Source organism: Proluteimonas luteida (genome assembly GCF_021191695.1).
Taxonomy (GTDB): domain Bacteria; phylum Pseudomonadota; class Gammaproteobacteria; order Xanthomonadales; family Xanthomonadaceae; genus Luteimonas; species Luteimonas luteida.
On the sequence record NZ_JAIWPT010000033.1, the window covers coordinates 1 to 9,532 of the forward strand.

Genomic DNA, 9,532 nt, shown 5'->3' on the forward strand with positions numbered 1-9,532 from the left:
TTCCGACGTGCCGAATCTACGCAACAAGCTCGATGGCTTCAGGGCGGGTACGGCATCGTCGGAACCTCCCGGATCACCGGGAGAGTCTGCCTGATCAGGGCTGACTCCAAGACACAAGGGCGGGTCTCGACCCGCCATCGCGTGGCCCGGCCTGGCGGGTCGAGACCCGCCCTACGACTCACGCCCTATTCGGCGGGCGCCGGTTCATGGCGCACCCGCAGGAAACGTACGAACCGCGGCAAGCCGGTCGAGGTCAGGCCGTTGTAGCGATAGGTCACCCAGCTGCCGACCGGCGGCGGTGCCGCGCGCTGCGCATCGCTGAAGCCGCTGCCGATGCGGAAGCGGCGGCCATCGGCATGTTCGACCTCCAGTGCGCCCAGCATGCCGGTGTACTTGCCGCGCCCCGGCGCATGCGCGACGACGCGGGCCTCGGCGTCCTCGTGCGGCTTGTACTTGAGCAGCGTGTCGCTGCGACCGACCCGGTAGTAGGCGTCGCGATGGTGCAGCATCAGGCCTTCGCCGCCAGCGGCCAAGACCGCATGCAGGTGTGCATCGAGCGCCGCGCGGTCGGCGAACGTACGTTGCGGGACGGCCTGCAGTCGCGGATTGCCGGCGGCGTCGACCAGCGCGCGCATCGCATCGACCCGCGCGGCGAACGGCCCGGCATGCGCCGGCAGGTCGAACACCAGGAAACGCACCTGCTCCCACAGCGGATCGTCGGCGCGGCGCGCACGCGACAGCGCACTGACCGCATCGAAGCGGCCGCGTGCGATCCACAGTTCGCCGTCGAGCGGCGTGTCCGGCCAGCCACGGACGAAGTCGGCCGGCACGTCGATGCGGTGCCCGCCACGCGTCCACAGCGCGCGCCCGTCCCAGCGGCCGCGCACGCCGTCGTATTTCTCGCTGACCAGGTACGCGGCGACATCGATGCCGTCGCGGTGCGCGGTGGCCAGCATCAGCGGCGGCGGTCCGGCGGCGGTCGCCGACATCGGCGCAAGCCAGCCCAGCGCGGCCAGCAACAGGACGATCAGCACGGCACGTGTCGGCATGGTGGTGGTTCGGCGGAAGGAAGCACCAGCCTTGCAGGCGCCGAGGCCGCGGCCTGTCGGTGCATGCCATCGCCCACTGTCGGATTCTGCCGCGGCGAAACCGTCATCCCGCAACGGGGTCGTGGTGTCTCCGGTGTCGCGGCCGCGGGGCGGGCTGGATCATCGGTTGTACGGATGCCGGATGCGACGACGCCGGCACAGGGCCGGCGTCGTCGGGAGGCATACGGCAAGACTCAGAACGGCAGTTGAAGCTCCGGATCCAGCGCCAGCAGCTGCTCGCGGAACGCCGCCTGGATGCGCGCCAGCGCTTCCTTGCTGTCGGCGTCGAAACGCAGCACCAGCACCGGCGTGGTGTTCGACGCCCGCACCAGGCCCCAGCCGTCCGCCCAGTCGGCACGCACGCCGTCGATGTCGGACAGTCGCGCGCCTTCGAACGACGCACTGGCCTGGACCCGGGCGACGAAGCTGTGCGGGTCGCCGTTCGGCGCGTCGACCTTGATCTCCGGGGTCGAGATGCCGTTCGGCAGCGCGTCGAGCACCGCCGAGGGATCGGCGTCGACCGCGAGGATCTCCAGCAGTCGCGCGGCGGCATAGATGCCGTCGTCGAAGCCGTACCAGCGCTCGGAGAAGAAGAAGTGGCCGCTCATCTCGCCGGCGAGCTCCGCGCCGGTCTCGCGCATCTTCGACTTGATCAGCGAGTGCCCGGTCTTCCACATCAGCGGGCTGCCGCCATGGCGCAGCACGTGGCCCGGCAGGCGGCCGGTGCACTTGACGTCGAACAGGATCAGCGCGCCCGGGTTGCGCTCCAGCACGTCGGCGGCGAACAGCATCAGCAGGCGGTCGGGATAGATGTTGTGGCCGTCCCTGGTGACCACGCCGAGGCGGTCGCCGTCGCCGTCGAAGGCGATGCCGAGGTCGGCGTCGAAACGCTGCACCGTGCTGATCAGGTCCTCGAGGTTGTGCGGCTCGCTCGGGTCGGGATGGTGGTTGGGGAAGGTGCCGTCGATGTCGCAGTACAGCGGGATCACCTCGGCGCCGATCGCCTCGAGCACGCGCGGGCCCAGTTCGCCGGCGACGCCGTTGCCGGCATCGACGACGACCTTCAGCGGCCGTGCGATCTGGATGTCGCCGGCGATGCGCTCGACGTAGTCGGCGCTGATGTCGCGCTCGCTGAGGCCGCCGGGCTGCGGCGCACTGTACAGGCGGTCGTCGGCGACGCGCGCGTGCAGGTCGGCGATCGTGTCGCCCGACAGGGTCTCGCCGCCGACCACGATCTTGAAGCCGTTGTAGTCCGGCGGGTTGTGGCTGCCGGTCACCGAGATGCAGCAGCCGGTGCGCAGGTGGTAGGCGCCGAAGTACACCAGCGGCGTCGGTGCCATGCCGATGTCGATGACGTTGCGGCCGGCCTTGCGCAGGCCGGCGATCAGGCCGGCGACCAGTTCGGGGCCGGACAGGCGGCCGTCGCGGCCGACGACGATGTCGGTCAGGTCCTGCTCGCGCATCAGCGAGCCCACGGACTGGCCGATGAGTTCGGCCACGCCGGCGTCGAGGGTTTTGCCGACGATGCCGCGGATGTCGTAGGCACGGAAAATGTCGCGATCGAGCATGAGGGAAGGGGCCTTCTTGCGGGGAGATTCTTCGGTCGTGGCCGGCAGCGGCGGCGGTACGGCGCCCGCCGCGGCTGCGTCCGGCGATCCGGGATCGGGCGCCTGCAGCGATTCGGCGAGCGTCGGCGACGTGTCGTCGCGGGGTGCCGCACCCTGCAGCCGCAGCGGCAGGCGCCAGACCAGACCGGCGAGCAGCAACAGTAGCAGGGCGGCCCCGAACAGCGGCGTGACGCCGAGCCCGAACGGCGCCGGCAGTTCCGGCGGGACCGCGGCGACCACGCGCAGGCCGGTGCCCGGCACCGGCGTGCCCATGCGCTCGGCGACGTTGGCCAGGGCCTCGTCGCCGCGCGCCAGCACCGTGGTCGAGGCCTGGCGCAGGGCCACGTAGGTCGATGCATCGACCGGCGCCGCCTCGAGCCCGGCGGTCGCCCGCGCCAGCGGCAGGCGCACCAGTGCGACCCCGGCAAGCACGCCGTCGCTGTCGTCTTCGCCGCCCTCGCTGCCGCCGACGCGGGCCGGTGCGGCCAGCGCCACCCGCGGCGCACCGTCGTGCTGGACCAGCATCAGCACCGGCCGGCCCTCGATCAGCGCCGCCTCCAGCGCCGCCAGACGGCCGAAGCGACCGGGCTCGAGCGTCGCGTAGTCGCCGCGCAGGTCCGCGGGGACGATCTCGACGGCTTCCGCCGCGGGCCAGTCCGCGCCCAGCGCGGCGGCGGCGGCCGCCAGGTCGCCATCGGCCAGTGCGGCCTGTACCGGCGCCGATCCGAGGCGTTCGCGCAGACGCGCCAGTTCCGCCGACAATGCCTGGCCAGTCGCGGCGACCGCGGCATCGCGCGCCTGCTCGGCGCTGCGCACCTGGCCCGCGTGCTGGCGCTGCTGCCAGCCGCTCCACGCCAGCCACAAGGCCAGCAGCACCAGCACGATCGCCAGCACCGGTGTCACCGGGCGCAGACGCGCCAGCAGCACGCGCGACTTGTGCGTCTCAGTCTCTGTCATCGAATTGTCCCCTGTCAGCGCACGCCCGAATGGCCGAATCCCCCCGATCCGCGGGCGCTGTCGACGAAAGTATCCACCACATTCAGGGTCGCCCGCACGATCGGAAGCATGACCAGCTGCGCAATCCTGTCACCGGGCTCGATGGTGAAGGCGTCCCTGCCCCGGTTCCACACGCTGATCAACAGCGGCCCCTGGTAGTCGGCATCGATCAGGCCGGTGCCGTTGCCGAGCACGATGCCGTGCCTGTGGCCCAGGCCCGAGCGCGGCAACACGACGGCGCACAGGCCGGGATCGGCGATGTGGATCGCCAGTCCCGACGGCACCAGCGCGGTGTCGCCCGGCAGCAGGGTCAGCGCCTCGTCGAGCGCGGCGCGCAGGTCGAGGCCGGCGCTGCCGGCGGTGGCATAGGCCGGCAGCGGCCACTGCTGGCCGAAACGCGCGTCGAGCACGCGGACATCGAGGACGTGGGCCCGGGGTGCGGGGGGCGGGGTGTCGGTGGACATCAGCAGGCCTCCTTGGCCAGGTGGTCGGCGATCAGGGCGACGAGATCGGCGGCGATCGCGGTCTTGGGCGCGGGGCCGAGCCGGCGGCTGCCGTCGGCAGCATGCACCACCAGCAGGTTGTCGTCGCCCTCGAAACCGCTGCCGGGCGCGCCGACGCGGTTGGCCGCGATCAGGTCGACGCCCTTGGCGATGCGCTTGGCATTGGCGTTGGCATCGACGTCGCGGGTTTCGGCGGCGAAGCCGACCACCAGCCGTGGACGCCGGCCGCTGGCGGCGATGTCGGCCAGCAGGTCCGCGGTGCGCACCAGGCGCAGGGTCAGGCCCTCCTCGCCCGGCACCTTCTTGATCTTGTGCTCGGCGACCTCGAGCGGGGTGAAGTCGGCGATCGCGGCGGCGCCGACGTAGATGTCGGCCGGCAGCGCGGCAAACACCGCGTCATGCATCTGCGCGGCCGATCGCACGTCGACGCGGTGCACGCCCTCGGGCGTGGCCAGGTGCACGGGGCCTGCGACCAGCACCACGTCGGCGCCGGCGCGCGCGGCCGCGGCGGCGACCGCGAACCCCATCTTGCCGCTGCTGCGGTTGCCGATGAACCGCACCGGGTCGAGGTCCTCGTAGGTCGGTCCGGCGCTGACGATCACCCGACGGCCGGCGAGCGCGGCATTCATGCCGGCAACGCCGCGACGATCGCCGCGGGTTCGGCAAGGCGTCCGGGGCCGGACTCGCCCTCGGCCAGCGGCCCGTCGTCCGGCCCGATCACCTGCGCCCCGCGTTCGCGCAGCAGCGCGATGTTCGCCTGCGTGGCCGGATGCAGCCACATGCGGTGGTTCATCGCCGGGCACAGGCTCAGCGGCGCGGTCGTGGCCAGGCACAGCGTGGTCACCAGGTTGTCGGCGAAGCCATGCGCCAGCTTGGCCAGGGTGTTCGCGGTGGCCGGCGCGACGACGATGCGGTCGGCCCATCGCGCGAGTTCGATATGGCCCATCGCCGCCTCGGCGCCGGCATCCCACAGCGTCGTGCGTACCGCTGCGCCGGACACCGCCTGGAACGTCGCCGCGGCGACGAAGCGCTGCGCGCTGTCGGTCATCGCGACCTGCACCTCGGCGCCGGCGTCGCGCAGGCGCCGCACGAGCTCGGCCGCCTTGTACGCGGCGATACCGCCGCAGACGCACAACAGGATGTGCTGCCCGCGCAGCGGAGGGGGCACGGCCGCCATCTCGGAGAATTCCTACACTCGATCCGGTCGACAGCTTACCCGAAGCCACGGAATGCCCCGGCGGCGCCGGCAGCGGCGATGCGGTGCAATGACCACGTCGCCGGCACCGGCGCGTCCGCCACCGCCTCCCCTCGGTCGCGGACCTGCCGGTGCCGGCTTCCTGTCCGAGGTCGCCGATGCACATCCACGAATGGCCCGCCGACGAACGCCCGCGCGAGAAGCTGCTCGGCCGCGGCGCCAGCGCGTTGTCGGACGCCGAACTGCTGGCGATCTTCCTCGGCTCGGGCCTGCGCGGCCAGGATGCGGTGACCACCGCGCGCCGGCTGCTGGCCGCGCATGGCCCGCTGCGCGCGCTGCTCGACCTCGGCCCGGCCGGACTCGCCGGCCTGCCCGGCCTCGGGCCGGCGCGCGCCTGCGCGCTGGCCGCCGCGCTGGAGCTGGGCAACCGGGTGCTGGCCGCCGATCTCGCCCGCGGCGAGGCGATGACCGACCCGTCCGCGGCCGGCCGCTATTTCTCGCAGCGCCTGCGCGGCTTCCCGCACGAGGTGTTCGCCGCGCTGTTCCTCGACAGCCGGCACCGCGCGCTGGCATTCGAGGAGCTGTTCCGCGGCACCATCGACGGCGCCGAGGTGCATCCGCGCGAGATCGTGCGCCGTGCACTGGCGCACAACGCGGCCGCGGTCATCGTCGGCCACAACCACCCCAGCGGCAGCCGCGAACCCAGCGCCGCCGACCGCGCCGTCACCGTCCAGCTCAAGCAGTCGCTGGCCCTGGTCGACGTGCGCCTGCTCGACCACTTCGTCGTCGGCGACGGCGCCGCGGTGTCGCTGGCGGCGCGCGGGTGGATGTGACAGGGCGCGGACCCAATTGTCGTCCCGAGCGCAGCGAGGGACCCGCTTCACATCGGCACCTGCCGTCGGCACGGGTCGGTCGGCGTCAGGTCCGCCGCCCGCCTGGAACGCCAGGCTGAACAGACGCGTCAGGCGCCCCGTACAGCCTGCTCGCGTACAATGGCCGACCGTTGAACCGCGACATCCCCACACCCGTGAAACCCCAGCTCCGCGTCCTGATCGCGTCCCTCGTCGATCAGGCGATCGCCACGCTCCGTGACCAGGGCACGCTGCCCGCCGACCTCGCCACGCCCGCATTCGTCGTCGAGCGCCCGAAGGACCGCAGCCACGGCGATTTCTCGACCAATGCCGCGATGCTGCTGGCCAAGCCTGCCCGCAGCAATCCGCGCGCGATCGCGCAGGCGCTGGTCGATGCGCTGCCGGCCGGCGACGACATCGCCGCGGTCGAGATCGCCGGGCCCGGCTTCCTGAATTTCCGGCTGACGCCGGCCGCCTGGCAGCGCCAGCTGGTCGCGGTGCATGCCGAGGGCGACAGCTACGGCCGCAACGACAGCGGCGAGGCGCGCACCGCCGGCGTGGAGTACGTGTCGGCCAATCCCACCGGTCCGCTGCACGTCGGCCACGGCCGCGCCGCGGTGATCGGCGACTGCATCGCGCGCGTGCTCGACGCCAACGGCTGGCAGGTCCGGCGCGAGTTCTACTACAACGACGCCGGCGTGCAGATCGAGAACCTCGCGCGCTCGGTGCAGGCGCGCGCGAAGGGACTCACGCCCGACGACGCCGGCTGGCCCGAGGACGGCTACCGCGGCGACTACATCGGCGACGTGGCCCGCGCCTACCTCGATGGCGGCGTGATCGAGATCGAAGGCCAGACCGTCACCGGCGCGGCCGATGCCGACGACTTCGACGCGATCCGCCGCTTCGCGGTGGCCTACCTGCGCCGCGAACAGAACGGCGACCTCGCCGCGTTCGGCGTCGGCTTCGACGTCTACTTCCTCGAATCGTCGCTGTACGCCGACGGCAAGGTCGAGGAGACGGTGCGCGAGCTCGTCGCCCACGGCCACACCTACGAGGAAGGCGGCGCGCTGTGGCTGCGCACCACCGATTTCGGTGACGACAAGGACCGCGTGATGCGCAAGTCCGACGGCACCTACACCTATTTCGTGCCGGACGTGGCCTACCACCTGTCGAAGTGGCAGCGCGGCTACACCCGCGCGATCACCGAGCTAGGCGCCGATCATCATGGCTCGCTCGCGCGCGTGCGCGCCGGCCTGCAGGCGCTCGATGCCGGCATCCCGCAGGGCTGGCCCGAGTACGTGCTGCACCAGATGGTCACGGTGATGCGCGGCGGCGAGGAAGTGAAGCTGTCCAAGCGCGCCGGCAGCTACCTGACCCTGCGCGATCTCATCGACGAGGCCGGCCGCGACGCGACGCGCTGGTTCCTGGTCGCGCGCAAGCCCGATTCCCAGCTCGTGTTCGACATCGACCTGGCGCGCAGCCAGTCGCTCGACAACCCGGTCTACTACGTGCAGCTGTCGCACGCGCGCATCTGCGGCCTGCTGCGCCAGCTCAACGAGCGCGGCCTTGCGTTCGACCTGCAGAACGGCCTGGCCCAGTTGCCGGACATGGGCGACGCCGCACTGCGCGACGTGCTGATCGACCTGTCCCGCTGGCCGGAGATCGTCGCGACCGCCGGCGCCCAGCTCGAGCCGCACCTGGTCGCGACCTACCTGCTGGAACTGGCGCAGGCGTTCCAGACGTACTACAACGACCACCAGTTCCTCGTCGACGAGGCCGTCGTGCGCGACGCGCGTCTGGCCCTGGCCCTGGCGGTACGCCAGGTGCTGAAGAACGGCCTGGCACTGCTGGGCGTGAATGCCCCGGAGGCAATGTAAATGGCAGCACGACGCGGTAAATCGCAGGCACGGCGCAGCGGCGGCAGCTCGGGCGGACTGCCCGGCTGGGCCTGGCTGATCCTCGGCATCGTCATCGCGCTGGTCGTGGTGCTGGCCGCGCCGCGCCTGTTCAAGCCCGGCAGCGAGGACGGCTTCTTCCGGCCGCAGCCCAATCCGGATGCGCAGCCGCCGCTCGGCGCACTGGACGAATCGGACATGCAGGCGCCGGCCGCCCCGGCGCCGCGCCCGCAGCCCGCGCAGCCGGCCGGCACGTCGACCGACTACGACTTCTACACGATGCTGCCCGAGCAGGAAGTGGCGATGAGCGACGCCGAACTCGCCGCCAGCGCGCGCGCCGAGGCCGAGCGCCGGCGCCTTGCCGAGCAGCAGCAGGCCACGCTGCAGGCGCGCAACCCCGATGCCGCCGACCTCGCCAGCGACGCCCCGGCCTCGGGTCCGCGGCCATTGCCCGAAGGCACCCCGGCCCAGCCGGCGGCTGGACGGACGCCGGCCGCGCAGGCTCAGGCCGCCGCTCCTGCCGCCACGCAAGGCCCGGCCACCGCCAGCGTCACGCCGGCGGCAGGCGATGCCCGTTACATCCTGCAAGCCGGCTCGTTCAGCGCCGCGGGCGACGCCGAAGCGCTGAAGGCACGCATCGCCCTGCTCGGCCTGAGCGCCCGGGTCGAGCCGGGCGAAGCCGCCGGCAAGACCGTCTACCGGGTGCGCATGGGCCCCTACGGCAGTGCCACCGAACTGGCCGAGGCCAAGCAGAAGCTCGGTAACGGCGGCCTGCCCGCCCTGGCGATCAGGGCCCAGTAAAAGAACCGTCTTCCGCCGCAGGCGGAAGACACCGACGCCCTTCTCCCATGCAATGGGAGAGGGGGGGACCACCTGCAGCGCAGGTGGTGGGGTGAGGGCAACGCGGAAAAGCGCCCCCCTCATCCGGCCCTCCGGGCCACCTTCTCCCACAGGGAGAAGGGCCCAACGAACCGACGCCCTCTCCACACGCAATTGGGAGAAGGGAGAACCACCTGCCACGCAGGTGGTGGGGTGAGGGCAACGCGGAAAAGCGCCCCCTCATCCGGCCCTTCGGGCCACCTTCTCCCACAGGAAGAAGGGCCCAACAAACCGACGCCCCTCTCCACACGCTGTATGGCCCGGCCACATGGTGGACACTCGTTCGGAGACATGGTGGACAGGTCATGCGAGCGAACGGCCCGCGTTCACCGTCCGGGTCGTGCTGTCGATCCGGGCGATCCGATACGTGCTCCAGTAGACATCGTACTGACCATCCTCTCCTGCGGGGCGGACAGCCACATGCTCGCCGACGAAGGCCTTGCCGATCCGCCAGTTCCCGCCCCGCCAGCTGATCCGACCGTGTTCGTATACCTTGCGGACCTCGTCGCCCGCCCCGT

General features: G+C 72.0%; 6 protein-coding genes and 2 pseudogenes. 3 read left to right on the top strand and 5 right to left on the bottom strand.

What is annotated here, in order from left to right; all coding sequences use genetic code 11:
• Window positions 1–185: 185 nt before the first annotated feature.
• From LDO26_RS17845 to coaBC, 4 genes and pseudogenes are all read right to left on the bottom strand, one after another.
• The gene (locus tag LDO26_RS17845) at window positions 186–1,049 is read right to left on the bottom strand and encodes a DNA ligase (RefSeq protein WP_232132448.1); all 864 of its coding nucleotides are present in this window, start codon (window positions 1,047–1,049) and stop codon (window positions 186–188) included.
• 233 nt (window positions 1,050–1,282) lie between these two features.
• Window positions 1,283–3,652 carry a phosphomannomutase/phosphoglucomutase gene (locus LDO26_RS17850; RefSeq protein WP_232132449.1) on the bottom strand — a complete coding sequence of 790 codons (2,370 nt, stop codon included), beginning with the start codon at window positions 3,650–3,652 and terminating at the stop codon, window positions 1,283–1,285.
• Between the two features lie 14 nt (window positions 3,653–3,666).
• A complete protein-coding gene (gene dut, locus LDO26_RS17855; protein WP_232132450.1) occupies window positions 3,667–4,155 on the bottom strand; it encodes a dUTP diphosphatase in 489 nt (162 codons plus the stop codon).
• A pseudogene (gene coaBC / locus LDO26_RS17860) lies at window positions 4,155–5,371 on the bottom strand (bifunctional phosphopantothenoylcysteine decarboxylase/phosphopantothenate--cysteine ligase CoaBC). Before coaBC ends, dut begins: the two are co-directional and overlap by 1 nt.
• Window positions 5,372–5,547: 176 nt before the next feature.
• Between coaBC and radC the strand changes: the two are divergent.
• The 3 genes from radC to LDO26_RS17875 all read left to right on the top strand — a co-directional run bounded on the left by radC (window position 5,548) and on the right by LDO26_RS17875 (window position 8,936).
• Window positions 5,548–6,222 carry a RadC family protein gene (gene radC / locus LDO26_RS17865; protein ID WP_232132451.1) on the top strand — a complete coding sequence of 225 codons (675 nt, stop codon included), beginning with the start codon at window positions 5,548–5,550 and terminating at the stop codon, window positions 6,220–6,222.
• Window positions 6,223–6,416: 194 nt separating this feature from the next.
• Window positions 6,417–8,117 carry an arginine--tRNA ligase gene (argS, locus tag LDO26_RS17870; RefSeq protein WP_232132452.1) on the top strand — a complete coding sequence of 567 codons (1,701 nt, stop codon included), beginning with the start codon at window positions 6,417–6,419 and terminating at the stop codon, window positions 8,115–8,117.
• Window positions 8,118–8,936 carry an SPOR domain-containing protein gene (locus LDO26_RS17875; protein WP_232132453.1) on the top strand — a complete coding sequence of 273 codons (819 nt, stop codon included), beginning with the start codon at window positions 8,118–8,120 and terminating at the stop codon, window positions 8,934–8,936.
• A 381-nt stretch (window positions 8,937–9,317) separates the two neighbouring features.
• Here LDO26_RS17875 and LDO26_RS17880 read toward each other — a convergent pair.
• Window positions 9,318–9,532, bottom strand: a pseudogene (locus LDO26_RS17880) (hypothetical protein); the annotation flags it as partial.